The organism is Pseudomonas sp. 18173 (assembly GCF_050432945.1).
Classification (GTDB): domain Bacteria; phylum Pseudomonadota; class Gammaproteobacteria; order Pseudomonadales; family Pseudomonadaceae; genus Aquipseudomonas.
On the sequence record NZ_JBKFTN010000003.1, the window covers coordinates 1 to 25,875 of the forward strand.

General features: G+C 61.3%; 23 protein-coding genes and 2 pseudogenes. 16 read left to right on the forward strand and 9 right to left on the reverse strand.

Annotated features, from left to right (window positions below; translation table 11 throughout):
- Positions 1-122: 122 nt before the first annotated feature.
- Together ACLD1X_RS03915 and ACLD1X_RS03920 are read right to left on the reverse strand one after the other, a co-directional pair.
- On the reverse strand, positions 123-1,616 hold the full coding sequence (locus ACLD1X_RS03915) for a CoA-acylating methylmalonate-semialdehyde dehydrogenase (protein ID WP_008021905.1): 1,494 nt from the start codon (positions 1,614-1,616) through the stop codon (positions 123-125).
- 74 nt (positions 1,617-1,690) lie between these two features.
- Positions 1,691-3,040, reverse strand: a complete 1,350-nt coding sequence (locus ACLD1X_RS03920; protein WP_085718112.1) for an aspartate aminotransferase family protein — start codon at positions 3,038-3,040, stop codon at positions 1,691-1,693.
- Between the two features lie 139 nt (positions 3,041-3,179).
- Between ACLD1X_RS03920 and ACLD1X_RS03925 the strand changes: the two genes are divergently transcribed.
- The 3 genes from ACLD1X_RS03925 to ACLD1X_RS03935 all read left to right on the forward strand — a co-directional run bounded on the left by ACLD1X_RS03925 (position 3,180) and on the right by ACLD1X_RS03935 (position 5,533).
- A complete protein-coding gene (locus ACLD1X_RS03925; protein WP_007971880.1) occupies positions 3,180-4,100 on the forward strand; it encodes a LysR family transcriptional regulator in 921 nt (306 codons plus the stop codon).
- A gap of 194 nt (positions 4,101-4,294) precedes the next feature.
- Positions 4,295-4,945, forward strand: coding sequence for a TetR/AcrR family transcriptional regulator (locus ACLD1X_RS03930; protein ID WP_429366211.1), 651 nt, complete (start codon positions 4,295-4,297; stop codon positions 4,943-4,945).
- Between the two features lie 6 nt (positions 4,946-4,951).
- A complete protein-coding gene (locus tag ACLD1X_RS03935) occupies positions 4,952-5,533 on the forward strand; it encodes an IMPACT family protein (RefSeq protein ID WP_429366212.1) in 582 nt (193 codons plus the stop codon).
- A gap of 379 nt (positions 5,534-5,912) precedes the next feature.
- Here ACLD1X_RS03935 and ACLD1X_RS03940 read toward each other — a convergent pair whose 3' ends face one another.
- On the reverse strand, positions 5,913-6,350 hold the full coding sequence (locus tag ACLD1X_RS03940; RefSeq protein ID WP_429366213.1) for a hypothetical protein: 438 nt from the start codon (positions 6,348-6,350) through the stop codon (positions 5,913-5,915).
- Between the two features lie 82 nt (positions 6,351-6,432).
- On the opposite strand from ACLD1X_RS03940, the gene ACLD1X_RS03945 reads away from it, so the two are divergent.
- From ACLD1X_RS03945 to ACLD1X_RS03965, 5 genes and pseudogenes are all read left to right on the forward strand, one after another.
- The gene (locus ACLD1X_RS03945) at positions 6,433-6,789 is read left to right on the forward strand and encodes a MerR family transcriptional regulator (protein WP_429366459.1); all 357 of its coding nucleotides are present in this window, start codon (positions 6,433-6,435) and stop codon (positions 6,787-6,789) included.
- A 19-nt stretch (positions 6,790-6,808) separates the two neighbouring features.
- On the forward strand, positions 6,809-7,498 hold the full coding sequence (locus ACLD1X_RS03950; RefSeq protein ID WP_429366214.1) for an SDR family oxidoreductase: 690 nt from the start codon (positions 6,809-6,811) through the stop codon (positions 7,496-7,498).
- Between the two features lie 254 nt (positions 7,499-7,752).
- Positions 7,753-9,111 carry an 8-oxoguanine deaminase gene (locus ACLD1X_RS03955; protein ID WP_429366215.1) on the forward strand — a complete coding sequence of 453 codons (1,359 nt, stop codon included), beginning with the start codon at positions 7,753-7,755 and terminating at the stop codon, positions 9,109-9,111.
- A 394-nt stretch (positions 9,112-9,505) separates the two neighbouring features.
- Positions 9,506-9,754 (forward strand): annotated as a pseudogene (locus ACLD1X_RS03960) (BMP family ABC transporter substrate-binding protein); the annotation flags it as partial.
- An 85-nt stretch (positions 9,755-9,839) separates the two neighbouring features.
- Positions 9,840-10,793 (forward strand): adenosine deaminase, encoded by a 954-nt coding sequence (locus ACLD1X_RS03965; RefSeq protein ID WP_429366216.1) that lies wholly within the window; start codon positions 9,840-9,842, stop codon positions 10,791-10,793.
- A gap of 77 nt (positions 10,794-10,870) precedes the next feature.
- Here the strand turns inward: ACLD1X_RS03965 and ACLD1X_RS03970 are convergent, their stop codons facing one another.
- Both ACLD1X_RS03970 and ACLD1X_RS03975 read right to left on the reverse strand, forming a co-directional pair.
- Positions 10,871-11,605, reverse strand: coding sequence for an ArsR/SmtB family transcription factor (locus tag ACLD1X_RS03970; protein WP_429366217.1), 735 nt, complete (start codon positions 11,603-11,605; stop codon positions 10,871-10,873).
- A gap of 315 nt (positions 11,606-11,920) precedes the next feature.
- On the reverse strand, positions 11,921-12,850 hold the full coding sequence (locus tag ACLD1X_RS03975) for a LysR family transcriptional regulator (RefSeq protein WP_429366218.1): 930 nt from the start codon (positions 12,848-12,850) through the stop codon (positions 11,921-11,923).
- A gap of 125 nt (positions 12,851-12,975) precedes the next feature.
- Between ACLD1X_RS03975 and ACLD1X_RS03980 the strand changes: the two genes are divergently transcribed.
- Together ACLD1X_RS03980 and ACLD1X_RS03985 are read left to right on the forward strand one after the other, a co-directional pair.
- The gene (locus tag ACLD1X_RS03980) at positions 12,976-13,989 is read left to right on the forward strand and encodes a zinc-binding alcohol dehydrogenase family protein (protein ID WP_429366219.1); all 1,014 of its coding nucleotides are present in this window, start codon (positions 12,976-12,978) and stop codon (positions 13,987-13,989) included.
- Between the two features lie 251 nt (positions 13,990-14,240).
- The gene (locus tag ACLD1X_RS03985) at positions 14,241-14,414 is read left to right on the forward strand and encodes a hypothetical protein (protein ID WP_008021930.1); all 174 of its coding nucleotides are present in this window, start codon (positions 14,241-14,243) and stop codon (positions 14,412-14,414) included.
- 8 nt (positions 14,415-14,422) lie between these two features.
- Here ACLD1X_RS03985 and ACLD1X_RS03990 read toward each other — a convergent pair whose 3' ends face one another.
- Both ACLD1X_RS03990 and ACLD1X_RS03995 read right to left on the reverse strand, forming a co-directional pair.
- Complete coding sequence (locus tag ACLD1X_RS03990) at positions 14,423-15,619, reverse strand: multidrug effflux MFS transporter (protein ID WP_429366220.1); 1,197 nt, start codon at positions 15,617-15,619, stop codon at positions 14,423-14,425.
- Positions 15,620-15,709: 90 nt separating this feature from the next.
- Positions 15,710-15,907, reverse strand: a complete 198-nt coding sequence (locus ACLD1X_RS03995) for a cation transporter (protein ID WP_429366221.1) — start codon at positions 15,905-15,907, stop codon at positions 15,710-15,712.
- A gap of 148 nt (positions 15,908-16,055) precedes the next feature.
- Between ACLD1X_RS03995 and ACLD1X_RS04000 the strand changes: the two genes are divergently transcribed.
- From ACLD1X_RS04000 to cueR, 3 genes are all read left to right on the forward strand, one after another.
- Positions 16,056-16,439 carry a hypothetical protein gene (locus tag ACLD1X_RS04000; RefSeq protein WP_429366222.1) on the forward strand — a complete coding sequence of 128 codons (384 nt, stop codon included), beginning with the start codon at positions 16,056-16,058 and terminating at the stop codon, positions 16,437-16,439.
- A gap of 172 nt (positions 16,440-16,611) precedes the next feature.
- Entirely contained in the window at positions 16,612-19,005 is a 2,394-nt protein-coding gene (locus ACLD1X_RS04005; protein WP_429366223.1) for a heavy metal translocating P-type ATPase, read from the forward strand.
- Complete coding sequence (gene cueR, locus ACLD1X_RS04010; protein ID WP_429366224.1) at positions 19,002-19,415, forward strand: Cu(I)-responsive transcriptional regulator; 414 nt, start codon at positions 19,002-19,004, stop codon at positions 19,413-19,415. Before ACLD1X_RS04005 ends, cueR begins: the two co-directional genes overlap by 4 nt.
- Positions 19,416-19,568: 153 nt before the next feature.
- Here cueR and ACLD1X_RS04015 read toward each other — a convergent pair whose 3' ends face one another.
- Positions 19,569-20,462: a PA4780 family RIO1-like protein kinase gene (locus tag ACLD1X_RS04015; RefSeq protein WP_429366225.1), complete on the reverse strand. Its 894-nt coding sequence runs from the start codon at positions 20,460-20,462 to the stop codon at positions 19,569-19,571.
- Between the two features lie 446 nt (positions 20,463-20,908).
- Between ACLD1X_RS04015 and ACLD1X_RS04020 the strand changes: the two are divergent.
- Positions 20,909-21,997 (forward strand): annotated as a pseudogene (locus tag ACLD1X_RS04020) (cache domain-containing protein); the annotation flags it as partial.
- Between the two features lie 129 nt (positions 21,998-22,126).
- Complete coding sequence (locus ACLD1X_RS04025; protein WP_371317838.1) at positions 22,127-22,855, forward strand: methyl-accepting chemotaxis protein; 729 nt, start codon at positions 22,127-22,129, stop codon at positions 22,853-22,855.
- Positions 22,856-22,977: 122 nt separating this feature from the next.
- On the opposite strand, the gene ACLD1X_RS04030 is transcribed toward ACLD1X_RS04025, so the two are convergent.
- The gene (locus ACLD1X_RS04030) at positions 22,978-24,255 is read right to left on the reverse strand and encodes an acetyl-CoA C-acetyltransferase (protein ID WP_429366226.1); all 1,278 of its coding nucleotides are present in this window, start codon (positions 24,253-24,255) and stop codon (positions 22,978-22,980) included.
- Positions 24,256-24,520: 265 nt separating this feature from the next.
- On the opposite strand from ACLD1X_RS04030, the gene ACLD1X_RS04035 reads away from it, so the two are divergent.
- Positions 24,521-25,873, forward strand: a complete 1,353-nt coding sequence (locus ACLD1X_RS04035) for a 3-oxoacyl-ACP reductase (RefSeq protein WP_429366227.1) — start codon at positions 24,521-24,523, stop codon at positions 25,871-25,873.
- Positions 25,874-25,875 lie beyond the last annotated feature (2 nt).

Genomic DNA, 25,875 nt, shown 5'->3' on the forward strand with positions numbered 1-25,875 from the left:
GCGAATTATAGGCTTCCAGAATCTGCCGTCAACACCTATTTTCACAAAACTGTCATATAGGTCAAAAAAGCCCCAGAAACAAAAAGGCCGACCCAATGGGTCGGCCTTCTTCGCCCTTCTACTTACAAGCTAGGGAAGGCGAACTGCGAAGCTTCATGGCTCGCACGCTGCGGCCAGCGCTGGGTGATGGCTTTGCGGCGGGTGTAGAAACGCACGCCATCCGGGCCATAGGCGTGCAGGTCGCCAAACAGCGAACGCTTCCAGCCGCCGAAGCTGTGGTAAGCAACCGGCACCGGCAGCGGTACGTTGACGCCGACCATGCCGACTTCGATCTCATCGCAGAACAAACGCGCCGCTTCCCCGTCACGGGTGAAGATGCAGGTGCCGTTGCCGTACTCGTGATCGTTGATCAGTTGCATGGCTTCTTCCAGGCTGTTGACCCGAACAACGCAAAGCACTGGTCCGAAGATCTCTTCTTTATAGATACGCATCTCTGGCGTGACGTTGTCGAACAGGCAGCCACCCAGGAAGAAACCTTCCTCGTGACCAGCCACGGTCAGGCCACGGCCGTCCACGACCAGTGTCGCGCCGGCAGCTACGCCGTCTTCTACATAACCGCTGACTTTATCGCGGGCCTGACCGGTGACCAGAGGCCCCATGTCCAGACCGCAAGAAGTACCGGCGCCGATTTTCAGCGCCTGGATTTGCGGTACCAGCTTGGCCACCAGCGCATCCGCCACTTGATCGCCCACGCACACGGCCACCGAGATCGCCATGCAGCGCTCACCGCAAGAACCGTAGGCTGCGCCCATCAGTGCGCTGACGGCGTTGTCCAGGTCTGCATCCGGCATCAGCACCGCGTGGTTCTTCGCGCCGCCCAAGGCCTGAACGCGTTTGCCGCGCTTGGTGCCTTCGGAGTAGATGTACTCGGCAATCGGGGTCGAACCGACGAAGCTCAGTGCCTTGACTTCCGGCGCTTCGATCAATGCGTCCACCGCAGTCTTGTCACCGTGCACCACGCTCAGTACGCCTTTAGGCAAACCGGCTTCCAGCAGCAACTGGGCGATCAGCAGCGTCGAGCTTGGATCGCGCTCGGATGGCTTGAGGATGAAGCAGTTGCCGCAGACGATCGCCAGCGGGTACATCCACAGCGGCACCATGGCCGGGAAGTTGAACGGAGTGATACCGGCAACCACGCCCAGCGGCTGGAAGTCAGACCAGGCATCGATGTTCGGGCCGACGTTACGGCTGTACTCGCCCTTGAGGATTTCCGGGGCTGCACAGGCGAACTCGACGTTCTCGATGCCGCGCTTAAGTTCACCGGCAGCATCTTCCAGGGTCTTGCCGTGCTCTTCGCTGATCAGTTGGGCGATACGCGCTTCGTTCTGCTCCAGCAGTTGCTTGAAGCGGAACATCACCTGGGCACGCTTGGCCGGTGGCGTGTTACGCCAGGCCGGGAACGCCGCCTTGGCCGCGTCGATGGCGCTCTGGATGGTTTCGCGGGTCGCCAGCGGCAACTTGTGAATGGCCTGGCCGGTGGACGGGTTGAACACATCAACCGCGCGACCGTTCTCGGTCACCAGTTCGCCATTGATCAAATGCGGGATAACGCTCATGGAAGCTCCTGAAAAGTTGTCCACAGGCGCCTGTTTCCAGGCGCCCGTTGTTTGTAGGTATATAGAAGGAGAAATCAGTCGATCTTGCTCAGCACTTCGCCGACCGCGTCGAACAGGCGGTCCAGGTCCTGCGGCTTGCTGTTGAAGGTTGGGCCGAATTGCAGGGTGTCGCCGCCGAAGCGCACGTAGAACCCGGCTTTCCACAGCGCCATGCCGGCTTCGAACGGACGCACGATGGCGTCGCCGTCACGTGCAGCGATCTGGATCGCGCCGGCCAGGCCGAAGTTGCGGATGTCGATGATGTTCTTGGTGCCTTTGAGGCCATGCAGCGCATTTTCGAAATGCGGCGCGACTTCGGCCACGCTCTGCACCAGGTTTTCCTTTTGCAGCAGGTCGAGCGCGGCCAGGCCCGCGGCGCAAGCCACCGGGTGCGCCGAATAGGTGTAGCCATGAGGGAATTCAACCGCGTATTCAGGCGTCGGCTGATTCATGAAGGTCTGGTAGATCTCGGAGCTGGCAATCACCGCGCCCATCGGGATGGCGCCGTTGGTGACTTGCTTGGCGATGCACATCAGGTCCGGGGTCACGCCGAAGGTGGTGGCGCCGAACATGGTGCCGGTACGGCCGAAACCGGTGATCACTTCGTCGAACACCAGCAGGATGTTGTGCTGGTCGCAGATTTCACGCAAACGCTTGAGGTAACCCTGTGGCGGAACCAGCACGCCCGCGGAGCCGGCCAATGGCTCGACGAATACCGCCGCGATGTTCGACGCATCGTGCAGTTCGATCAGCTTCAGCAGTTCGTCAGCCAGGGCGATACCACCCTGCTCCGGCATGCCTCGCGAGTAAGCGTTGCTTGCCAGCAACGTGTGCGGCAGGTGGTCGACGTCCATCATCGCCTGGCCAAACAGTTTGCGGTTGCCGTTCACGCCACCGAGGCTGGTGCCGGCGATGTTCACACCGTGGTAACCACGGGCACGGCCGATCATTTTGGTCTTGGTCGACTGGCCTTTCAGGCGCCAGTAAGCGCGGACCATCTTCACCGCCGTGTCAGCGCACTCGGAGCCCGAGTCGGTAAAGAACACGTGATTCAGGTTGCCCGGGGTCAGGTCGGTGATTTTCTCGGCCAGCTGGAAGGACAGCGGATGGCCGTACTGGAAGCCTGGCGAGTAGTCGAGGGTGCCCAGTTGCTTGGCCACGGCCTCCTGGATTTCCTTGCGGGTGTGCCCGGCGCCGCAGGTCCACAGACCGGACAGCGAGTCATACACCTTGCGACCCTTGTCGTCGATCAGCCAGCTGCCTTCAGCGCCAACGATCAGGCGCGGGTCGCGCTGGAAGTTGCGGTTGGCGGTGTAAGGCATCCAGTGAGCATCGAGCTTGAGCTGGCTGGCCAGGGAAGACGGGGCGTTTTCAGGCAAGTTCATGGGCGAAACCTCGCAAGGCAATAAGCGGCGTAAGGATTGAAAACCGTTGTTGCAGCTAAATTGCCACGGGGATAAAGTCGGTGAAATGCAACTTTTCTAATGTTCAGTCAGCCCATTACTAAACTTTCGAGTAACAAGCATGAGCACTCGCCGTCCCGATCCGCTGGCCCAGGTCAGCGACTTTGACATTCGCCTGCTGAGGATCTTTCGCAGCGTGGTGGAATGCGGCGGCTTCTCCGCGGCGGAAACCGTGCTGGGCATCGGTCGCTCAGCAATCAGCCAGCAGATGAGCGATCTGGAGCAACGCCTCGGCTTGCGCCTTTGCCAACGCGGACGTGCCGGTTTTTCCTTGACCGAAGAAGGTCGCGAGGTCTATCAATCGGCGTTGCAGCTGTTAAGTGCGCTGGAAAGCTTCCGCACCGAGGTCAATGGCCTGCACCAGCACTTGCGCGGCGAATTGATCATCGGCCTGACGGACAACCTGGTCACCCTGCCCCACATGCGCATCACCCATGCCCTCGCGCAATTGAAAGAGCGCGGCCCGGACGTGCAGATCCAGATCCGCATGATCGCGCCCAATGAAGTCGAGCAAGGCGTACTCGACGGTCGTCTGCACGTCGGCGTGGTGCCGCAGGCCAGCGCGCTGTCGGGGCTGGAATATCAACCGCTGTATAGCGAACGATCGCTGTTGTACTGCGCGGTCGGCCATCCGCTGTTTTATGTCGACGATAAACAACTGGACGACGAGCGCCTGAACAGCCAGGACGCCATCGCACCCACCTTCCGTTTGCCAGCGGAGATTCAGGCTCACTACCAGGCGCTCAATTGCACCGCCAGCGCCTCGGACCGCGAAGGCATGGCGTTCCTGATCCTGACCGGGCGCTATATCGGCTACCTGCCGGATCACTACGCGAGTCTTTGGGTGCAGCAAGGCCGGTTACGAGCGTTGAAAGCAAAAACGCGCTTTTATGATCTCAGCCTGGCGTCGGTCACCCGCAAGGGGCGTCGACCTCATCTGGTGCTGGAGAGTTTTCTGGAGAGCCTGGCCGCGACACGCTGAAAATTGTGGGAGCGGGCTTGCTCGCGAAGACGGAGTGTCAGCCATGCAGATATCGACTGACGCGCCCTCTTCGCGAGCAAGCCCGCTCCCACAGTAGATTGCGGAGTAGGGTTTTATCGTGTGAGGACTTGTCTGAAGCCGGTGGGTGCGATATCAACGCACTGGCCGTCCCACCCACCCGTTCGGAAGTGCTTATGACCTTTGAAGTCCCAGCCCACGGCGCAAAATCCGTCAGCCGCATTCGTCAGAAAAACGAAGAGACCATCATCAAGGCCGCCGAAGACGAGTTCGCCCGTCACGGGTACAAAGGCACGAGCATGAACACCATCGCCCAGAACGCCGGGCTGCCCAAGGCCAACCTGCATTACTACTTCACCAACAAGCTCGGTTTGTACGTGGCGGTGCTGAGCAACATCCTGGAACTGTGGGACAGCACCTTCAACACCCTCACCGCCGTGGACGATCCTGCCGAAGCCTTGACCCGCTATATCCGCGCGAAAATGGAGTTCTCACGGCGCCAGCCGCAAGCCTCGCGAATCTTTGCCATGGAAGTCATCAGTGGCGGCGAATGCCTGACCGAGTATTTCAACCAGGATTACCGCGCCTGGTTCCAGGGCCGTGCGGGCGTGTTCCAGGCCTGGATCGACGCCGGTAAAATGGACCCGGTCGATCCGGTGCACCTGATTTTCCTGTTGTGGGGCAGCACCCAGCATTACGCCGATTTCGCCACGCAGATCTGCCGCGTCACCGGGCGCACCAGGTTGACCAGACAAGACATGGAAGATGCCGGGGACAACCTGATCCGCATCATTCTCAAGGGCTGCGGCCTGTCACCGACCATTTAAGTTCTTATGCCTTTTACCCTCAGCGGTTTTTGCGAACACCGCGAAGAAATTCGCAAGAGCCGCTTCATCACCTTTGCCGCGCCCATCTCCAGCCCGGCCGAAGCCCAGGCATTCATTGAACAGCACAGTGACTTGAATGCCACGCACAACTGCTGGGCGTGGAAGCTCGGCGATCAATACCGCAGCACTGATGATGGCGAACCCGGCGGTACGGCCGGTCGACCGATACTGGCGGCGATAGAGGCACAGGACTGCGATCAGGTCGCAGTGCTGGTGATTCGCTGGTATGGCGGCATCCAGCTGGGGACCGGCGGGCTCGCCCGGGCCTATGGCGGTGGTGCGAACAAATGCCTGCAAGCGGCACCAAAGATCGAGCTGATCAGCCGAGTGCCACTGCATTGCGCTTGCGGATTTGCCGAGCTGGCCCTGGTCAAGCTGCGGGTGGCGGAGGCAGGTGGATTGGTTGTGGATGAAACCTTCACTGCCAATGGTGTCGAGCTGCAGTTGGCCGTGGGTGATGCACAAATCGACACCTTGCAGTCTCAATTGGCCGATTTGAGTCGCGGGCGTATTTTGTTGCAGCGCTAAAAGACTCCGCTGCAGGCTGCGATCTTTTGGGGCACGGCGTTTTTTCACTTATTCCATACTTGCCCACATCTGCTGTGCACCCGGCTGTGGATAACCTGAGCACATACCGCTGCAACCCTTCTGTCATGCGGCTTTGCGGACTTTGCTCAATTTTCGTCCAATCTGCCATCAAGCACAGTAAATTCAAATAAAAACAAACAGTTAGATCGGTATATCGCCTTTAGAAGAAAGCCACCCAGTGCTTATGCCCGTGCTTTGCGCTTGCACACAAATACTGTGGAGCAATCTGTGGATAACCCGTTCATGGCCGTCGCCGCGCCGTGTGCGACATGGCTCGTGATCATTTGCTCATTTTTTGATCAATGGCACACGAGCAAAATCAGGGCCTGATTCTCGGCATTGCCCCCATGTGGTGCCCGGCCCCTTCGCGAACAGGCAACGCCTGAGCCACGCCCCACGCCAATTCAAACACCAGAAAAACCACCAGCAGCGAACTCACGCCGTGGATCAGGGCATAAGCCTGCCATGCCGCAAACAGAAACCTCGCGACCGAGTCATACCGCCCATAAGCCTGCTGCGGATCACGAATCCGCAACACCGCCCACACGCAGACAATCGACCCCAGCAGATTCGCCATCAGCATGTGCACCGGTTCGAACGGCGGCAGCTCACCGGCTAAATTCAACGCCTGGCTCACGCCCGTCAAAACCCCGTGCAACGCCGCAAAACTCCACGGCGTGACAAACGCGACCGTCACGATCAGGTCGTACCAGGCACTGCCTTGCACCAGGCGGCGATATTGCGTTGCAGTCCACATCGATATTGCTCCATCAATTTCGGGAGCAACAAGGCTAAAGCCTGGAGTATGCTCCAGGGTCAAGCCCCTTCGAGAGGTCATGATGCGCATCGGTGAATTAGCCCAGGCCAGCGCCGTCAGCCGCGACACACTGCGTTTCTACGAGCAACGCGGGTTGATCGCGGCGCAACGCAGCGCCAACGGATATCGCGACTATCCGCCAGACATGGTGCAACTGGTGCAGTACATCAAGACCGCTCAACGGCTGGGCTTTACCCTCGGCGAAATCGGCAACAGCGTCGCGGCAATCTGGCAGTCGCCCGATCCCGACGGTGCCGTCACGCAACTGCTGCAAGACAAACTCAAACTGATCGAAGCCCGCATGACCGAACTCGGCGCTCTGCGCGATGAGTTGCAACAACGGCTCGGGCAACAGTGTCCATTGAATCCACGACTCTGAATTTTCAAGGAAGCCACTCATGTCCAAGGCAAAAACCGCACTCATCATCGGCGCCTCCCGGGGGCTTGGCCTCGGTCTGGTTAAAACCCTGCTGGCCGATGGCTGGCAAGTCACCGCCACCGTGCGCAATCCGCAAAAAGCCGAAGCCTTGCAGGCCCTGGGCGATGTGCGGATCGAAAAGCTCGACATGGACGACCAGCAAGCGGTGGCTGCCCTGAGCCAACAACTCAAGGGCGATGTGTTTGACCTGCTGTTCGTCAATGCCGGGGTCAAGGGGCCGGATGTCCAGATACCGAACGGTGGCGCGACAATGGCCGACGTCGGCCAGCTGTTTTTCACCAATGCAGTGGCGCCGATCAACCTGGCCCAGCGTTTTGTCGAGCACATCCGCCCGGACACCGGCGTGCTGGCGTTCATGAGCTCGGTGCTGGGCAGCGTGACCATGCCCGATGCACCAGAACTGGCACTGTACAAGGCCAGCAAGGCGGCACTGAATTCCATGACCAACAGCTTTGTCACTCAGTTGGGTGAAACCAGCCTCACCGTGCTGTCGCTGCACCCGGGCTGGGTGAAAACCGACATGGGCGGCGAAGGCGCGGACATCGACGTCGAAACCAGCACCCGTGGCCTGGTTGATCAGGTGAATGCGTATATCGGCAAGGGCGGGCACCATTTCATCAATTACCGGGGTGAGACCATTCCCTGGTAATACCCCAAATCTAAATGTGGGAGCGGGCTTGCTCGCGAAGGCGTCGTATCAGTCGACAGGTATGTGCCTGACACACCGCTTTCGCGAGCAAGCCCGCTCCCACAGGGTTATGGGTTGTCCTGTCGGGCCGGGCTTGCCCCCGGCAACGTTTTGTTTGACACTTCGCACCTCGCCTCCCCGGCGACCCTGGATCAGCAGACAGGGCAACACTGAGCTGGCAACCCTGAACCCAACTTTCAGAGGAGCCGGCCAACATGCCTGCGACCCGTACCTGGTTAAAAAATCCCCTCGCCATTTTCACGGCCAACGATCTCGATGCCCGTGGCGGTCTGGTGCTGCAAGACGGCTTGATCGTCGAAGTGCTGGGCGCTGGCCAGCAACCTTCCAGCCCCTGCAATGAAGTGTTCGATGCCCGCGAGCATGTGATCCTGCCCGGCCTGATCAACACCCATCATCACTTCTATCAGACCCTGACCCGCGCCTGGGCGCCGGTGGTCAACCAGCCGCTGTTCCCGTGGCTGAAAACCCTGTACCCGGTCTGGGCACGCCTGACCCCGGAAAAACTCGCCCTCGCCACCAAAGTCGCGCTGGCTGAGTTGCTGCTGTCCGGCTGCACCACCGCGGCCGACCATCACTACCTGTTCCCTGAAGGCCTGGAAAATGCCATCGACGTGCAGGTCGAGAGCGTTCGCGAACTGGGCATGCGTGCCATGCTCACCCGCGGCTCCATGAGCCTTGGCGAAAAGGACGGTGGCCTGCCGCCGCAACAGACCGTGCAGGAAGGCGAAGTGATCCTCGCCGACAGCCAGCGGCTGATCGCCGAGTACCACGAACGCGGCGAAGGCGCGCAAATCCAGATCGCCCTGGCTCCGTGCTCACCGTTCTCGGTGACAGCGCAAATCATGTCGGCCAGCGCCGAACTGGCGAACAAACTCGACGTGCGCCTGCACACCCACCTGGCCGAAACCCTCGACGAAGAAGATTTCTGCCTGCAACGCTTCGGCCTGCGCACCGTGGACTATCTGGACAGTGTTGGCTGGCTCGGCCCGCGTACCTGGCTGGCCCATGGCATCCATTTCAACCCGGATGAAATCGCCCGCCTCGGTGCCGCCGGTACTGGTATTTGCCATTGCCCGAGTTCGAACATGCGCCTGGCCTCGGGCATCTGCCCGAGCATCGAGCTGACCGATGCCGGTGCCCTGCTTGGCTTGGGTGTGGACGGTTCGGCATCCAACGATGCCTCGAACATGATGCTCGAAGCACGTCAGGCCCTGTACATCCAGCGCTTGCGCTACGGCGCCGAGAAGATCACCCCGGAACGCGTGCTCGGCTGGGCAACCAAGGGTTCGGCCAGCCTGTTGGGCCGTACCGATATCGGTGAACTGGCTGTAGGCAAGCAGGCCGACCTGGCCCTGTTCAAGCTGGATGAACTGCGCTTCTCCGGCAGTCACGATCCGGTCTCGGCACTGCTGCTGTGCGGCGCCGATCGCGCGGACCGGGTGATGGTCGGCGGCAAATGGCGAGTGATTGACGGGCAGGTCGAGGGGCTGGACTTGAAGGCGCTGATCGCTGATCACAGCCAGGCGGCACGGCAGCTGATCGCCGGGACCTGATACAACACCGATTGAAACGGTGGGAGCGAGCCTGCTCGCGATGGCGGTATTTCAGTCACTGACGATGTCGACTGACACTCCGCTTTCGCGAGCAGGCTCGCTCCCGCATTGGTTTTGTGGAGGGCAAGGCCATCTGGATTGGTGCACCAGTGGATGGCAGCTGTGCAAGGACATGCACCGTTATCGGACTTCAAGGACCTGTTGCGAGCCTGCTCGCGATGGCATCACCGCGACTTCAAGTTTTTGTGTCCTGTTGGTCAGCCGTTTGCATTGTCCTGTGCAAGCCAAAGAGCCCAGCCAACCTCACGACAAAATGGAGTCCGAATTCATGCACAACCTTGCGTTGAAGAAGCTGCTGTGCGTCATGGCGGTGGCCATCAGCCTGAGCATAATCCTGACGGCCAGTGCCACCAACCCTTCAAAGTTCGGCTTCGTCGCCTCGCTGCTGATCCCGGAAGTGATCCGCGACATCAACGCCATCCAGCCGGCCTTGAACAAATACAACCCCGGGCCGATCCAGGACGCTGAGCGTCGTGGCGTGTACGCCGTGGGCTACGCTTCGGACATGGCGTACTTCGGACCGAAAATGGTGCTGACCTCCATCGTCAACGATTGGGCCCCGCAACGGGAACTGGAAGCGGTGTGGTGAACCTCCTGGTCAGGTTTTACCAATTGTTGCGGCAACCCTCTGTAGAATGGCGACCATTGCACCTGATGAGAAAAGAATCATGTACGACTGGCTGAACGCCCTGCCCAAGGCAGAACTGCACCTGCACCTGGAAGGCTCGCTGGAACCCGAGCTGCTGTTCGCCCTGGCCGAGCGCAACAAAATTGCCTTGCCATGGAACGACGTCGAAACCTTGCGCAAGGCCTATGCCTTCAACAACCTGCAGGAGTTCCTCGACCTTTATTACCAGGGCGCCGATGTGCTGCGCACGTCCCAGGATTTCTATGACCTGACCTGGGCGTATCTGCTGCGCTGCAAAGAACAGAACGTGATTCACACCGAACCGTTCTTCGACCCGCAGACCCACACCGACCGTGGCATCCCGTTCGAAGTCGTGCTCAATGGCATCGCCGCGGCACTGAAGGATGGCGAGCAGCAACTGGGAATCACCAGTGGTTTGATCCTGAGCTTCCTGCGCCATCTGAGCGAAGACCAAGCGCAGAAAACCCTCGACCAGGCACTGCCGTTCCGCGACGCGTTCGTCGCCGTAGGCCTGGACAGCTCCGAGATGGGCCACCCGCCAAGCAAGTTCCAGCGGGTGTTCGACCGTGCCCGTCACGAAGGCTTCCTGACCGTCGCCCACGCCGGTGAAGAAGGCCCGCCCGAGTACATCTGGGAAGCCATCGACCTGCTGAAGATCCAGCGCATCGACCATGGCGTGCGCGCCATCGAAGACGAGCGCCTGATGCAGCGGATCATCGACGAGCAGATCCCGTTGACCGTGTGCCCGTTGTCGAACACCAAGCTCTGCGTGTTCGATCACATGTCGCAGCACAACATTCTCGACATGCTGGAACGCGGCGTGAAAGTGACGGTGAACTCCGATGACCCGGCGTACTTCGGCGGTTATGTCACCGAGAATTTCCATGCACTGCACACCCACCTGGGCATGACCCAGGACCAGGCCCGACGCCTGGCGCAGAACAGCCTCGATGCGCGCTTGGTAAAACCCTGAAGGCAAACGCAAACCCTGTAGGAACTGGCTTGCCAGCGATAAGGCCATCACGGTCGCCATCGCCGGCAAGCCGGCTCCTACAGCGCCATTTCCAACTCGGTCTCCTGGGCAAAGCGATGGATTTCCCGCTGCCCGGAGGCTGTCACCTGCAAGGTTCGCGAATCGTTGGGCAGGCTCAGCCAGCCCGACTGCATGAACAGTTGCAACAATGCCGCGCCGAGCGAACCGCCCAGGTGCGGGCGCCTTTCGCTCCAGTCGGGACACGCACAGGCAACCCGGCCGTTGTGATGGGCCAGCGCCTGAATGAACACTCCCCGTGCCGCCAACTCCGTCGCGCCCTTGAGTGTGACCTTGACCCGCTGATCAGAATGTTCGATCCAGCCTGCCTCTAGCAATCGCTGATACAGGTCGGCGGACAGGGTTCCCCCCAAGTGATCGTCACACAGTCGGGCACTCAGCAACGACGAACGCACCGCCCGGGGTTTGATCAGTGGCCCATTGCGTTTGAATACGTCGGGAACATCCTGGGGAGCGCTGGCGAAGGTCGCGCTGGCCAGTGCTTCGATTGCCGCCCCGACCTCGGGAGCGGCCAGGCGGAAGAAGCGTTTGCGGCCGCGGTTCTCAACCCGCAACAGGCCTCCAGCGGACAAACGTCCCAGGTGTGCACTGGCCGAAGACGGTGACAAGCCTGCCAGCAACGCCAGCTCTTCGGTTGCTCGCGCCGAACCGTCCATCAAGGCCCACATCATTGCGCTGCGCTTTGGGTCAGCCAGCAATGTGGCGATCTGGCTGATGCAAGGTGCATGTTCCATGTATTCACTCCCTGTTGAATCGTTTCGTCTACTGCCCGGAAACTCTTGACCAGTAATGTGTCGTCGGCCAATTCGTGGAAACTGCCATGAGCCCGGCAACGCTTTGCTCACTCATTAGCGCTGCCTGGCGAATGCGGTGAAGGCCAGAAGAATGACCGTGCAACCGGGCCGACCCGAACGTGGACCCGCCAATGGTGGATCGACGCTACTTATATGATGAGGGCGTTAGTATATGCGGGTTGATCGTTGGATCCTGTCCTCTGCCCGGCATAGGTGCTGATCGTACCTGAGGGAAATTTCTCTTTTTCTGTGCGACTAATCATCAATGTCCGAAAAGCCCGGAAATTGACTACTCAAAAGGGCGCATCGGCTGGCAAGCATTTCCCGCAGCAGGTTCACCGGCTTACTCAATTGCGCACGATGGGCGCACAATAGATTCAACGGTGCGCGCTCACAGAACAACTCCGGCATCAGCACCTTCAAGCGGCCAGCCAGTACATCGGCGGCGACATCGAGCCAGGATTTATAAGCGATCCCGGCACCTGCCACGGCCCAAAGGCGCACGACATCGGCATCGTCGCTGAAGCGATCACCGCTGACGGTCAAGCTGACTTCGCGCTTGCCGTCGTGAAAGCTCCAGTGATCGTGGACCCGGCTGCCGAGCATGTACAACAGGCAATTGTGCTGTGCCAGTTGCTCCAGATGCCGCGGCTCGCCATGGCGAGCCAGATAGCCGGGAGCGGCACACAACACCCGGCGGTTCTGCGGGGCGATGGGCAGCGCCACCAGGCTGGAGTCCTCCGGTTCACCGTAGCGCAGGGCAACGTCTACCGGTTGGCGAAACAGGTCGGCGATGCGGTCACCCAGCAGCAGGCGCACGGTCAGTTTCGGATGCTCGCGTTGAAACTCGTCGAGCCAGGGCAGTAGCAGGTTGCGGCCAAAATCCGATGGCGCCGACAGTTGCAGAACCCCGCTGACCTGGTCCTGACCACTGGCCAGCAATCGTCGTCCCTCGTCGAGGTTGCTCAGGGCTGCGCGGGCATATTCGAGAAAGCCCTCGCCTTCGGCGGTCAGGCGCAGGCTGCGGGTCGAACGGGCCAATAAACGGGCGCCGAGTTGCTGTTCGATACGCTTGAGCGCCGCACTGGCCACCGCCGCCGACATGTCCATGCCCCGCGCGGCGGCGGACAGACTGCCCAGGTCCGCCGCCCGGACAAACAACTGCAAGTCATCGAATCGCAGCATCAAGAGCACCGATTATCAAAAAAATATTGAAAGAGACTGCTCTTTTAGCCGGTTTTATCTTCAGGAGAAATAGCCAATCATCTCTCCCATTGAATCTCTTCTTTATCAGTGTTCAGGAGTCGCCCATGAAAGCCATTGCCTACTATGCCTCGTTGCCGATCGATGACGACAAGGCTCTGCAAGACATCGAACTGCCGGAGCCGGTTGCCGGCCCCCGCGATCTGCTGGTGGAAGTCAAAGCCATCTCGGTCAACCCGGTGGACACCAAGGTGCGCCAGAACGTGCAGCCCGAAGGCGGCGTAGCCAAGGTGCTGGGTTGGGATGTGGCCGGCGTGGTCAAGGCGGTGGGCAGTGAGGTCACACTGTTCAAGGCCGGTGACAAGGTGTATTACGCCGGCTCCATCGCGCGTGCGGGCGGCAACAGCGAGTTGCATGTGGTGGACGAACGCATCGTTGGCCACATGCCCAAGACCCTCGGTTTCGCCGAGGCCGCGGCCCTGCCGCTTACCGCGATTACGGCGTGGGAACTGTTGTTCGAGCGCCTGCAAGTGCGCGAAGGCAAAACCGATGAAGGCCAGCGCCTGTTGATCGTCGGCGCGGCGGGTGGCGTGGGCTCGATTCTTACGCAACTGGCCAGCCAATTGACGGCCCTTGAAGTCATCGGCACTGCTTCGCGCCCGCAAACTCAAAGCTGGGTAAAGGAGCTGGGCGCCGATCGGGTGATCGACCATAGCCAGCCACTGAGCGAAGCACTCAAGCTTGCCGGCGTGGATCAGGTCACCCACGTTGCCAGCCTGACCCAGACCGACCAGCACCTGGACCAACTGATCGAGGCATTGGCGCCCCAAGGCAAACTGGCGCTGATCGATGACCCCAAGTCGCTGGACGTGACCAAGCTCAAACGCAAGAGCCTGTCACTGCACTGGGAGTTCATGTACACCCGTTCGCTGTTTGAAACCCCGGACATGATCGAGCAGCACAACCTGCTCAATCGCGTCGCCTGGCTGATCGATACCGGGACCTTGAAAACCACCATGGGCGAACACTTCGGCACGATCAATGCGGCCAATTTGCGCCGTGCCCATGCCCTGCTGGAGAGCGGCAAAGCCAAGGGCAAGATTGTGCTGGAAGGGTTCTGATGCGCTGAAAAAAGCCATCGCCGATTTCATCGTGCCTTGAGTTTTTTTGTCTGCGACCGCGACGTCCGGGTCGCAGACAGCCCCTGTGGACGCCATCGAAAAGTCGTGTTTTTTTTAGTTACAAACCGTCAGTCCGACAGTTGCCCCTTGTCACAATGGCGCTCGTATTCAGGACTACAATCGAATCTCCTGCGAAGCAGTCTTTTGCGTAACGTCTTTTACGAGACATCTTTTACGATAGGAGTTCAGCTATGAAGATCCTGATAAAAGAACTGGCGAAGTCCCAGTGGCAAGTTCGCTTGGACCAACATGCCGTGACGTTTCGCAGCGAAGCGGAAGCTCGCGCTTTCACGCGCACCCTTGAAGCCCGCATCCAGGCCCCTCACCAGATTCCCGTCCTCCACCCGCAGCGTGCCGCCGGCTGACTCCAGCCTCAAACCTGGGCTTGCGCCAGCGCCCGGGCATTTTGCAAACGCCGGGTGAGCATCGCCGCACTCACCACCAGAACTCCACACAGGCTGATGACCATGGCCATCGGCACGGCGCTGCCGTCGTGCAGCACACCCACCAGCGCAGAGGCACCGGCCGCGACGCTGAATTGCAGGCAACCGAGCAATGCCGACGCACTGCCGGCCCGCGCGCCCTGCCCGCTCATCGCGCAGGCTGCGGCGTTGGGGCTGATGCAACCGAGGCTGGCGATACAGATGAACAATGGAATCAGCAGCGGCCACAGGTGGGCCGTGTGCAGGGAGCTGACAGCGAGCAGGGTCAGACCGGCCGCGAGATAAACCCACACCGCGCGCGTCAGCAGGAACGTCGGGCCACGCTTGGCCAGCAACCGTGCGTTGACCTGCGCCACCAGAATGAAGCCCGCGGCATTGGTGCCGAACAACCAGCCAAAGTGCTCGGCCGGAACACCGTAGAGTTTGATAATGATGAAGGGAGAACCTGCAATGTAGGCAAACATCCCGGCGATGGCGATGCCTCCGGTCAAGGCATGGCCAAGAAATATCGGGTCGGCCAGCAACCGGCCGTACTGACGCAGCGCCCCCGACAGCGGTTGACGTGGAATGTGGGCCGGCAAGCTTTCCGGCAATCCCGTCGCAACCGCCAGCCCTGCCAGCGCACTGAATCCGGTCAAGGCCAGGAAGATCGACTGCCAGCCTGTCGTGTTGACCAACAAGCCACCCAGCAATGGCGCGAGGATGGGGGCCAGCCCCATCACCAGCATCAACTGCGAAAAGACTTTCGCCGACCCCACCGCATCACATTTGTCGCTGACCACCGCCCGGGAAATCACCATCCCGGCGCAGCCGCCCAAGGCCTGGACAAAACGCGCGCCGATCAGCCATTCCAGGTTCGGTGCATAGGCACACGCCACGGAGGCGGCGGTAAACAAGCCGACACCGGTGAGCAATGGAATGCGTCGCCCGAAGCGGTCCGCCACCGGGCCATAAGCCAGTTGACCGATGGACAGGCCGAGGAAGTACGCCGCCAACGTCATCTGAACGTGATTTTCGTCCGTTCCGAAAGCCAGTGCCATGGCCGGAAAGGCCGGCAGATAGAAGTCGATCGCCAGCGGACCGAAAGCGCTCAAGGCGCCGAGAATCAGAATGGTACGAAAGTTCATCAGGCATCCAGTGAGGCAGGAGTCGGCAGCCCGACAGTCTAGCCGCGCATGGACGCCTTGAACATTCCGGTAGCTCGCTAACTATCAAAATCAGGCCAGTTTGACGCCATACCCCTCCTCGCTGATCGCCTCGATCACCTGCTCGGCAGTCAGTGCACTTTCGACACCGACTTCCCTGGTTGCCAGGTCGACCCGCACACTGGCCGCCGGATCCTTGGCCTGGACCGCTTGAGTGATGGCCTTCACGCAGTGACCACAAGACATGCCTTCAACGTTGAACACTTGCATGGGATGACTCCTTTTCCGAGGTTTGAAGCGAGTTTCGGGCTTGCCACCGTGGCAAGGTCAAGTTCTGAAGGTAGCTGCCGGGCTGGCAATCGGTGCCGGGCTCGGCCAAGCTGCGTCCATCAATGACTCGAACTCAGGAGATTCAGCCATGCGCTGGTCAGTTTTCAGCCTGTTAGGCTTTCTCAGCCTTTTCGCCGCCGTGCCTTCGGTCAATGCTGCCGGTCAGGATTATGGCGTGCTGATCATTTCCCGCGAGCGCCTGGAAGTCGCAACCAGCTGCGAAATCGGTGTGTACATCCACGATCAACTGGCGGCGCGGTTGTTTCAGGAGCAGAGCACCTCATTCAACTTGCCGCCCGGCATCGTCTCGTTGCGCCTCAAATTGCTGCCGGGCCAGGTGCCGGGTTGCAACCCGGGCATGCTCGCGCCGGGTTCGCAGGATATCCAGCTCAAGGCCGGGGATGTGCTCAAGTACCGCATCGCGATGACGCAGGAAGGGATGTACCTGAAACGCGCCGGCCTCGGCTACTGACACACCGTCCCTGCAGGAGCGAGCTTGCTCGCGAATACGGACTATCTGACGCATTGATGCTGGATATGCTGACGCCTTCGCGAGCAGGCTCGCTCCCACATTAGATTGGTGCTTGACCTTGCCAGCATGGCAAGGTTGATCCTGTGGTCATCTACTACAGGGAGTGCGACCGATGTCCGAATCCACCACGTTCGACCTGCCGATTGCCGGCATGACCTGCGCCAGTTGCGCCGGGCGGGTCGAGCGCGCCTTGAGCAAAGTCATTGGCGCCAGTGCCGTCAGCGTCAACCTCGCCACGGAGCAGGCCCGGGTCCAGGCACCCGGCGACAGTTTGCCGGCCTTGATGGAGGCCGTAGCCAGGGCCGGCTACAGCGTGCCACAGCAGAGCCTGGAGCTGAGCATCGACGGCATGACCTGCGCGTCCTGCGTCGGTCGGGTCGAGCGCGCGCTGGGCAAGGTTGCAGGGGTAAAAAGCGTCAGCGTCAACCTGGCCAACGAACGTGCCCACCTGGAACTGCTCGGCCAGATCGATCCGCAAACCTTGATCGCGGCCGTGACCAAGGCCGGCTATACCGCCAGCGTATGGGAAGCCGAACACCCGCCAGCCGACCTTCAGCAGCAGCGCCTGCACCGCGAACGCATGGCATTGATCATCGCCATGGCCCTCGCCTTGCCGCTGGTATTGCCGATGCTGCTACAGCCCTTCGGCGTGCACTGGATGCTCCCGGCCTGGGCGCAATTCGCCCTGGCCACGCCCGTGCAGTTCATCTTCGGCGCCCGGTTTTACGTGGCAGCGTGGAAAGCCGTGCGCGCCGGAGCCGGCAACATGGACCTGCTGGTCGCCCTGGGCACCAGCGCCGGATACGGCTTGAGCCTGTACGAGTGGGCCACCGCCGCCGGGCGCATGCCGCATCTGTATTTCGAAGCCTCGGCGGTGGTGATCGCCCTGGTGCTGCTGGGCAAGTACCTGGAAAGTCGCGCCAAGCGCCAGACCGCCAGCGCCATCCGCGCCCTCGAAGCCTTGCGTCCGGAGCGGGCGATTCGGGTGACCGATGGTCACGAGCAAGAGGTCGCCATCAGCGCCCTGCACCTCAATGACCTGGTGCTGGTCAAACCCGGCGAACGCTTCCCGGTAGACGGTGAAGTAATGGAAGGCCAGAGCCACGCCGACGAAGCGCTGATCAGCGGCGAAAGCCTGCCGGTGCCCAAGCAGCCCGGCGACAAAGTCACTGGCGGCGCGATCAACGGTGAAGGCCGCTTGCTGGTGCGCACCCAGGCCCTCGGTGCGGAAACCGTGCTGGCGCGGATCATCCGCCTGGTGGAAGACGCCCAGGCCGCAAAAGCGCCGATCCAGAAACTGGTGGATAAAGTCAGCCAGGTATTCGTGCCCACCGTGCTGCTGATTGCCCTGGCAACCCTGATCGGCTGGTTACTGTATGGCGCGCCGATGGAAACCGCGTTGATCAACGCCGTGGCGGTGCTGGTGATCGCCTGCCCCTGCGCCCTGGGCCTGGCTACGCCGACGGCGATCATGGCCGGCACGGGCGTGGCGGCGCGCTACGGGATTCTGATCAAGGACGCCGAAGCACTGGAGCGTGCCCATGAAGTCAGCGCGGTGGTGTTCGACAAGACCGGCACCCTGACCTCCGGCGCCCCGCGCATTGCTCATCTGAGTGCCATCGACGGTAACGAGGCGAGCCTGCTGCAATTGGCCGGTGCCCTGCAACGCGGCAGTGAGCATCCGCTGGCCAAGGCCGTTCTGGATGCCTGTGCCGAACGCCACTTGACGGTGGCCGATGTCAGCGACAGCCGATCCCTGACCGGACGCGGCATCGCCGGCAACCTCGAAGGGCGTCGCCTGGCGCTGGGCAATCGTCGCCTGCTGGAGGAAAGCGGTTTGAACGCCGGGCCGCTGGCCGATTCGGCAATCGCGTGGGAAAAACAAGGCCGGACCCTGTCCTGGCTGATCGAACAATCCCCCGAACCCCAAGTGCTGGGCCTGTTCGCCTTCGGTGACACCCTCAAGCCCGGCGCGCTGCAAGCGGTGCAACAACTGAGCGCGCGAAACATCAGCAGCCACCTGCTGACCGGCGACAATCGCGGCAGCGCCAACGTGGTAGCCGAGGCGCTGGGCATCCAGGATGTGCATGCCGAAGTGCTGCCGGCGGATAAAGCCGCCACGGTCGCCGCATTGAAAGAAACCGGCGTGGTGGCGATGGTCGGCGACGGAATCAACGACGCCCCGGCACTGGCCGCCGCCGACATCGGCATCGCCATGGGGGGCGGCACCGACGTCGCCATGCACGCAGCCGGCATCACCCTGATGCGCGGTGATCCGCGACTGGTACCGGCCGCCTTGGAGATCAGCCGCAAGACCTACGCCAAGATTCGGCAGAACCTGTTCTGGGCCTTCGTCTATAACCTGATTGGCATCCCGCTGGCGGCGCTCGGCTTCCTCAATCCAGTGCTGGCCGGTGCAGCCATGGCGTTGTCGAGCGTCAGCGTGGTGAGCAATGCGCTACTGTTGAAAACCTGGAAACCCAAGGACCTGGAGGACAACCGATGAACATCGGCCAAGCGGCCCGCCACAGCGGCCTGAGCGCAAAGATGATCCGTTATTACGAGTCCATCGGCCTGCTCAAGGCGGCCCATCGCACTGATAGCGGTTATCGGGTGTATGGCGATGACGACCTGCACACGCTGGCGTTCATCAAGCGCTCGCGGGACCTGGGGTTTTCCCTGGAAGAAGTCGGCAAGTTGCTGACCCTCTGGCAAGACCGCCAGCGCGCCAGCGCCGATGTGAAAGCCTTGGCCCGCCAGCACATCGATGAGTTGAACCGCAAGATCCTTGAGCTTGGCCAGTTGCGCGACACCTTGCAGGACCTGGTTGAGCACTGTCAGGGCGATCATCGGCCGGATTGCCCGATTCTGAAAAACCTGGAGTCGGGCTGCTGCACCAGCCCGACTCATGCCTGATCCCTGTGGGAGCGAGCCTGCTCGCGAAAGCGGTCTGCCTGCCACATTGATGCTGGATGTGCCGACGTCTTCGCGAGCGGGCTCGCTCCCACAGGGTTTCGGTGCTTCCTGATCCCCACAAAAAAACCGGCCGAAGCCGGTTTTTTTATCCGATCACTGCATCCACGGTGGAGGCGGTTCTTCGGTCTTGCCCGGTGGCGCATCGTCCGCCGCTCGGGCCGCCTGCTTGCGCTCTTCATCCAGGCGCGCGGCCTCGATTTCGCGGATGATGCCGCCCACGTCGGCCAGCTCCTCCGTATCGGCGAACTCGCCGGTCAGGACACTGGCCGGGTGCAAGGTGCCGGCCTCGTACAAAGCCCACATTTCCTTGGCGTATCGGGTCTTCTTCAACTCCGGCGCAAACCGCCCGAAGTAGGAAGCCATGTTGCCCACATCCCGCTCCAGCATGCTGAATGCGTGGTTGTTACCCGCAGCATCCACCGCTTGTGGCAGGTCGATGATCACCGGGCCGGTCGGCGTCAGCAGCACGTTGAACTCGGACAGGTCGCCGTGCACCAGACCGGTACACAGCATCAGCACGATCTGGGAAATCAGATACGCGTGATACTCGCGGGCCTGGTCCGGCTCCAGCACCACATCGTTCAGGCGCGGCGCGGCATCGCCGTACTCGTCGGCCACCAGCTCCATGAGCAGTACGCCTTCGAGGAAATCGAACGGCTTGGGCACCCGCACACCGGCGTTGGCCAGACGGAACAGCGCCGCCACTTCGGCGTTCTGCCAGGCGTCTTCGGTTTCCTTGCGGCCGAACTTGGAGCCCTTGGCCATCGCACGGGCCTGACGGCTATTGCGTACCTTGCGGCCTTCCTGGTACTCGGCCGCCTGACGGAAACTGCGTTTATTCGCCTCCTTGTAGACCTTCGCGCAACGTAGCTCGTTACCGCAGCGCACCACATAAACAGCTGCTTCTTTACCACTCATGAGTGGGCGCAGCACCTCGTCGACCAGACCGTCCTCGATCAGGGGTTCAATGCGTTTTGGAGTCTTCATCAGCTTTTATTGTGGGTCCTTTATTACCAAACACGCGAAAGTCATTCGTTATACGGCAATCCACTCACCGGGGGGAGGGGTTGCCGACTGATGAGCATTGCAGAGGCACACAATGTGCCAAATTCATCGGGTAAAACCGACGACCACCACGGGTCGACCCAAATCATAGCCGAGCCTGCGTCACTTGTTGTGCAAGGGTATTGAGGCCAATTGCGACAGAAACTGACACCACAGCTCGTACCTTCCGTAGGATTTTTCCCATATGGCCTCAATTTCCTCCGACAACAGCCGAAGTCCTTAGTGACAAAGTGATTTGTCCGACAATCGCTGCCACAACAAAAGCGATGCCGCACTCAAGGACCAGGGTTGACCAAGAACGTTTACGGCTGCCAATAAACCGCGAGTCATCTGCACTGCGTGGGCCTACAAGAAAATCTGGAGCGCGGATGAACATCAAACAGAAGTTGACCTGGGCGTTTGCAATCATCGCCTGCTTGCCTGTGGTGCTGGTCGCCACCCTCGTTGTGCTGAACTTGCGCAGTGATGCCAAGGATGAATTCGTCGACAGCAGCGGTCGCGAAATCCGTCAGGTCAGCAATGCCATGCAACTGTTCTTCGACGGCATCAGCCAGAACGTCGAATACCTGGCTCACCAGCCGCTGATCAAGAACTCCGACGACAGCCTCAAGACCTACATGGCGGCCAACGCCGAGAGCGTCCCGCAGGGCGAGATGGACAAAAAAGTCTTCGGATTCCTCCAGGACCTGGGCAACGCCCACCCCTCCTACGCCTACGCCATTCTGGGCACCGCTGCCGGTGGTTACGTGTCCTGGCCCGATGATGCCAAGCTGAGCAACTACGACCCGCGCCAACGTCCCTGGTACAAGGCAGCCCAGGCCAAACCGGGCAAGCCGTTCCGTACCGAGGCCTACTATTGGGCCGAAAACGATACGTCCTATGTCAGCACCGTGCGCACCATCGACAACAAGCTGGGCACCAACGGCGGCGTGGTCAGCATCGACGTGTCACTCAAACAGCTCACCGAGCTGGTCAAACAGATCAAGCTTGGCGAATCCGGCTACCTGATGCTGCTGGAAAATACCGGCACCGTGCTGGTCGATCCGAAGCAACCGGAGCACAACTTCAAGGCCCTGGGCAGCCTCGGCGAAGGTTATGCACAACTGGCCAAGGCCGGCAAAGGCATGCTCGAAGTCGAACTCAACGGTGAGCGCTACATGGCCAACGTCTGGCCGTCCGAGCAACTGGGCTGGACGTTCATCGGCCTGATCAAGCAAAGCGACGTGATGAGCACCGCGACCCAACTGACCTGGTTGATCGCGATCATCGCCGCCGTGCTGGCCGTGATCTTCGCCATTGTCGGCGCCAGCTTCGCCAGCCTTATCGTGCGCCCGATCCGCAGCGTGGCCAGCGGTCTGGAAGGCATCGCCCAGGGCGAAGGCGACCTGACTCAGAACCTGCAAATACGTGGCAGCGACGAAACCGCGCAACTGGCCAACTGGTTCAACCAGTTCCTGGCGGCGATCCGCAACCTGATCCAGAACATCGGCGGCGCGGCGGGCAAGATCCTCGACACCTCCAAGAGCTCGACCCGGGTCTCCAGTGACATGGCCGAAGCGGCCGGACGCCAGCGTGAAGCCGTGGACATGGTGTCCACTGCATTCCACGAAATGGTCGCCACCGCCAACGAAGTCGCACGCTCTTGCAGCCAGGCTGCGGAATCCGCCGACAGTGGCCAGCGCCAGGCGCGTGAAGGTCAGCAGCAGATTGATGCGGCGGTGAACAGTGTTGATCGCCTGAGCCAGGAAATCGAACAGTCGGCCCAGTCGATGCAACAGCTGGAACGCGACAGCAACGACATTCAGTCGATCCTGGGGACCATCCGTTCGATCGCCGAGCAGACCAACCTGCTGGCGCTGAACGCTGCGATCGAAGCGGCCCGTGCCGGTGAACAAGGTCGCGGCTTTGCCGTGGTGGCTGATGAAGTGCGGGCCCTGGCCAAGCGCACGGCCGACTCCACGGCGGAAATCGACGGCCTGCTGGGCAACCTGGCCAAACGCACGAGCCAGGTGACCCAACAGATGCACGCCAGCCTGGAAGTGTCCCAGCAATCGGTGACGCGCATCGGCGAAGCGCGCAACAGCTTCGGGCAGATTCGCGAGTCGGTGGACGTGATCCGCGACATGAACACCCAGATCGCCACGGCGGCGGAACAGCAGCATCAAGTGGCCGAAGACATCAACCGGCACATCAGCCAGATCCATGGCGATGCGCAACTGGTGGCGGAACTGGCCAACTCGGCACGCCTGGACTCACAGAGCCTTGCCGGGTTGTCGAATGAGCTGGACGGGTTGGTGCGCAGGTTCCGTACCTGATCCACAAGCACACCACTAAACCCTGTGGGAGCGAGCCTGCTCGCGAAAGCGGTGTGTCAGTCACATTGATTTGACTGACACTCCCTCTTCGCGAGCAGGCTCGCTCCCACAGTTGTTCTTGTTCAGCGTTCAATAATGGCAGTCACGCCCTGCCCGCCCGCCGCGCAAATCGAAATCAGCCCCCGCCCCTTGCCCGCCGCATCCAGCAACTTCGCCAGGTTGGCGACGATGCGCCCGCCCGTGGCGGCAAACGGGTGCCCCGCGGCCAGTGAACTGCCCTTGACGTTGAGCTTGCTGCGGTCGATCGAGCCCAGCGCCGCATCGAGACCGAGACGGGTTTGGCAATACTGCGGATCCTCCCAGGCCTTCAACGTGCACAGCACTTGCGCGGCGAAGGCTTCGTGGATTTCGTAGTAGTCGAAGTCCTGCAGGGTCAGTCCATTGCGCGCAAGCAGGCGCGGTACGGCATAGACCGGCGCCATCAATAACCCTTCGGCGCCATTGACGAAATCCACCGCCGCCGCCTCGCCGTCACGCCAGTAGGCAAGAATCGGTAACCCGCGTGCCTTGGCCCATTCCTCGCTGCCCAGCAGCACCAGAGACGCGCCATCGGTCAGCGGCGTGGAGTTGCCTGCGGTCAGGGTGCCCTTGGCGCTTTTCTCATAGGCCGGCTTGAGGGCGGCGAGCTTTTCCAGCGTGGAGTCCGGGCGCAGGTTGTTGTCGCGGGTGAGTCCCAGGAACGGTGTCATCAGGTCGTTGTGCCAGCCCTCGGCGTAGGACGCGGCCAGTTTCTGGTGGCTCTCAAGCGCCAGTTGATCCTGTGCCTGGCGAGGGATGTTCCAGGTCTGCGCCATCAGCTCGCAATGCTGGCCCATGGACAAGCCGGTGCGCGGCTCGCCGTTGCGCGGGAACTCGGGGACCAGATGTCCGGGTCGCAATTGCAGGAAGGTTTTCAGTTTGTCGCCGGTGGTTTTCGCGCGATTGGCTTGCAGGAGGATTTTGCGCAACCCCTCGCTGACACTGATCGGCGCATCCGAAGTGGTGTCCACGCCACCGGCAATGCCGCAGTCGATCTGGCCCAGGGCAATCTTGTTCGCCACCAGCAACGCCGCCTCCAGCCCGGTGCCGCATGCCTGCTGGATGTCATAGGCCGGAGTGGCAGGCGACAGCCGCGAACCCAGTACGCATTCGCGTGTGAGGTTCATGTCCCGCGACAACTTGAGCACCGCCCCGGCAACCACCTCGCCGATGCGCAGGCCGTGCAGGTTGTAACGCTCGATCAGGCCCTCGAGGGCGGCGGTGAGCATCACCTGGTTACTGGCCGTGGCGTAGGGGCCGTTGGAGCGGGCGAAGGGAATCCGGTTACCGCCGATGATCGCGACGCGGCGTAGCTGGGTCATGAAAAGCTCCTGATGAATGATCTGAACCGAACACAGCCCCCCTGTGGGAGCGGGCTTGCTCGCGAAGGGGTCGGCACACTCAACATCGTTGATGGCTGATCCACCGCATTCGCGAGCAAGCCCGCTCCCACAAGGACTGCATTGCCCACTAAATCCTGCGACAAACTACTCTGCTGTAACCAAGCGTAGGCCTTATCTCGTGGATCGAACGACTGATCGCCATTCGTGGTCCACACTTTCAACCCCAGCTTTCGGAGCGCGTTCCATGTCTGACCGCTATATCGACTTCGCCAACTCGTCCATCGGCCATCGCCTGGTCGGCGCCCTGGGGTTGCCAGCGCCCACCAGACTGGAGCGCTGGCAAGCAGGCCGACTGCGCCCCGTGGAAGGTGCGCTGCTGATCGGCGGCGGGCCGTTGGCGGAACATGTCAGCGCCTTCGCCAACCGCCTGACCGATGCGATCTACAGCTACGGCACCGAGCCTTCAATGGCCACCGCCTGGATTCCAGGTCACGGGCCGAAGCTCAAGGCCGTGGTGTTCGACGCCAGCGATCTGCTGCACACCGATCAGCTCAAGCAACTGCGCGAGTTTTTCCAGCCGCTGATGAAAAACCTTGATCACTGTGCGCACCTGGTGATTCTCGGGCGCGATCCGCAATCCCTGAGCGACCCGTTCGCCGCCAGCGCGCAGCGAGCCCTGGAAGGTTTCAACCGTTCGCTGGCCAAGGAATTGCGCAGCGGTGGCACCCTGCAATTGATCCATGTCGGCGAAGGTGCCGAGACACAACTGGAAGGCCCGCTGCGGTTTTTCCTATCACCGAAAAGCGCCTTCGTATCCGGGCAGGTCATTCGCTTGAATCCATGTTCAACACCCGTCAGCGACTGGACACGCCCCCTCGCCGGGCGCAAGGCACTGGTTACCGGTGCAGCGCGCGGCATTGGTGCTGCCATCGCGGAAACCCTGGCCGGTGATGGTGCCGACGTCATCCTGCTCGATGTGCCACCGGCCAGAGTCGATCTCGACGCCCTCGCCGCGCGTCTCGGCGGGCGCAGCATCACCCTCGACATCTGCGCCGAAGACGCTGCCGCGCAGTTGATCGAACAGTTGCCCGACGGCCTCGACATCGTGGTGCACAACGCCGGCATCACCCGGGATAAAACCCTGGCCAACATGACCCCGGAATACTGGGACGCCGTGCTGGCGGTCAACCTCAATGCGCCGCAAGTGCTGACCAAGGCCCTGCTCGACAGCGGCACCCTGCACGACAACGGCCGGGTGGTTCTGCTGGCTTCCATCAGCGGCATCGCCGGCAATCGCGGACAAACCAACTACGCCGCGAGCAAGGCCGGGCTCATCGGCCTGGCGCAAGCCTGGGCGCCGCTGCTCCAGGCGCGTGGCATCAGCATCAACGCCGTGGCGCCGGGTTTCATCGAAACGCAAATGACCGCGCACATTCCCTTCGGCCTGCGCGAAGCCGGACGCCGCATGAGTTCCCTCGGCCAGGGCGGCCTGCCGCAAGACGTCGCCGAGGCCGTGGCCTGGCTGGCGCAACCGGGCACCGGCGCATTCACCGGGCAAGCGTTGCGCGTATGCGGGCAGAGCGTTCTGGGGGCTTAAGG

Excerpts from the sequence above, each read along its gene's own strand:
- ACLD1X_RS04025 (WP_371317838.1), top strand. The coding sequence starts at position 22,127 with ATGGTGTCCACTGCATTCCACGAAATGGTCGCCACCGCCAACGAAGTC.
- ACLD1X_RS03920 (WP_085718112.1), bottom strand. The coding sequence starts at position 3,040 with ATGAACTTGCCTGAAAACGCCCCGTCTTCCCTGGCCAGCCAGCTCAAG.
- cueR (WP_429366224.1), top strand. The coding sequence starts at position 19,002 with ATGAACATCGGCCAAGCGGCCCGCCACAGCGGCCTGAGCGCAAAGATG.
- ACLD1X_RS03945 (WP_429366459.1), top strand. The coding sequence starts at position 6,433 with ATGCGCATCGGTGAATTAGCCCAGGCCAGCGCCGTCAGCCGCGACACA.
- ACLD1X_RS03995 (WP_429366221.1), bottom strand. The coding sequence starts at position 15,907 with ATGCAAGTGTTCAACGTTGAAGGCATGTCTTGTGGTCACTGCGTGAAG.
- ACLD1X_RS03915 (WP_008021905.1), bottom strand. The coding sequence starts at position 1,616 with ATGAGCGTTATCCCGCATTTGATCAATGGCGAACTGGTGACCGAGAAC.
- ACLD1X_RS03955 (WP_429366215.1), top strand. The coding sequence starts at position 7,753 with ATGCCTGCGACCCGTACCTGGTTAAAAAATCCCCTCGCCATTTTCACG.
- ACLD1X_RS04015 (WP_429366225.1), bottom strand. The coding sequence starts at position 20,462 with ATGAAGACTCCAAAACGCATTGAACCCCTGATCGAGGACGGTCTGGTC.
- ACLD1X_RS03965 (WP_429366216.1), top strand. The coding sequence starts at position 9,840 with ATGTACGACTGGCTGAACGCCCTGCCCAAGGCAGAACTGCACCTGCAC.
- ACLD1X_RS03930 (WP_429366211.1), top strand. The coding sequence starts at position 4,295 with ATGACCTTTGAAGTCCCAGCCCACGGCGCAAAATCCGTCAGCCGCATT.
- ACLD1X_RS03975 (WP_429366218.1), bottom strand. The coding sequence starts at position 12,850 with ATGCTGCGATTCGATGACTTGCAGTTGTTTGTCCGGGCGGCGGACCTG.
- ACLD1X_RS03990 (WP_429366220.1), bottom strand. The coding sequence starts at position 15,619 with ATGAACTTTCGTACCATTCTGATTCTCGGCGCCTTGAGCGCTTTCGGT.
- ACLD1X_RS03935 (WP_429366212.1), top strand. The coding sequence starts at position 4,952 with ATGCCTTTTACCCTCAGCGGTTTTTGCGAACACCGCGAAGAAATTCGC.
- ACLD1X_RS03970 (WP_429366217.1), bottom strand. The coding sequence starts at position 11,605 with ATGGAACATGCACCTTGCATCAGCCAGATCGCCACATTGCTGGCTGAC.
- ACLD1X_RS04000 (WP_429366222.1), top strand. The coding sequence starts at position 16,056 with ATGCGCTGGTCAGTTTTCAGCCTGTTAGGCTTTCTCAGCCTTTTCGCC.
- ACLD1X_RS04005 (WP_429366223.1), top strand. The coding sequence starts at position 16,612 with ATGTCCGAATCCACCACGTTCGACCTGCCGATTGCCGGCATGACCTGC.
- ACLD1X_RS03950 (WP_429366214.1), top strand. The coding sequence starts at position 6,809 with ATGTCCAAGGCAAAAACCGCACTCATCATCGGCGCCTCCCGGGGGCTT.
- ACLD1X_RS03925 (WP_007971880.1), top strand. The coding sequence starts at position 3,180 with ATGAGCACTCGCCGTCCCGATCCGCTGGCCCAGGTCAGCGACTTTGAC.
- ACLD1X_RS03985 (WP_008021930.1), top strand. The coding sequence starts at position 14,241 with ATGAAGATCCTGATAAAAGAACTGGCGAAGTCCCAGTGGCAAGTTCGC.
- ACLD1X_RS03940 (WP_429366213.1), bottom strand. The coding sequence starts at position 6,350 with ATGTGGACTGCAACGCAATATCGCCGCCTGGTGCAAGGCAGTGCCTGG.
- ACLD1X_RS04035 (WP_429366227.1), top strand. The coding sequence starts at position 24,521 with ATGTCTGACCGCTATATCGACTTCGCCAACTCGTCCATCGGCCATCGC.
- ACLD1X_RS03980 (WP_429366219.1), top strand. The coding sequence starts at position 12,976 with ATGAAAGCCATTGCCTACTATGCCTCGTTGCCGATCGATGACGACAAG.
- ACLD1X_RS04030 (WP_429366226.1), bottom strand. The coding sequence starts at position 24,255 with ATGACCCAGCTACGCCGCGTCGCGATCATCGGCGGTAACCGGATTCCC.